The sequence below is a fragment of the Pseudomonas sp. EL_65y_Pfl1_R83 genome (assembly GCF_963970695.1).
Lineage (GTDB): Bacteria > Pseudomonadota > Gammaproteobacteria > Pseudomonadales > Pseudomonadaceae > Aquipseudomonas > Aquipseudomonas tritici.
In genome coordinates this window covers 1-500 of the sequence record NZ_CAXAQI010000286.1, presented here as the reverse complement: position 1 = coordinate 500, position 500 = coordinate 1, and the positions used below count along the sequence as shown (strand labels likewise).

Below are 500 nucleotides of genomic sequence, written 5' to 3'. Positions count from 1 at the left end.
CAAAGTGAAGCTCCGTTCGACGATCAAATCGAAAAGCACTGGCGCGGACTGATGATGAACCGGCTCGCCCTACAGTCCTACCCCTCGCTGGCATTGCCGACGCTGATTGCGTCGGCCGACGATCGCGCGCAGCTCCGCTTCCTGGAGTTCTTCGCCGTCACCATCCGCAATCCGCACACACGTCGCGCTTATGCGCGTGCAGCGGGCGAGTTCTTGGCCTGGTGCGATGCGCGTTGCGTGGCGTCGATTGCCGAGGTGCAGCCGCTTCACGTCGCGGCCTGGATCGAAATGCTGGGGCACGACGTGAGCGCGCCGACCGTCAAGCAGCGGCTTGCGGGTGTGCGCCACCTGTTCGACTGGCTGGTGACGGGCCAGGTCGTGTCGGTGAACCCGGCCGCATCGGTGCGCGGTCCGGCGCACAGCGTCCGGCGCGGCAAGACGCCAGTCCTCGCGCCTGATGAGGCGCGGCGGTTGCTCGACACGATCGATGTGACGACCCC

General features: G+C 66.6%; 1 protein-coding gene. It reads left to right on the top strand.

The genetic code is table 11. From position 1 onward, the window contains the following. On the top strand, window positions 1-500 hold a 500-nt coding region (locus tag AACY08_RS28910; protein ID WP_339472503.1), incomplete at both ends, for a site-specific integrase.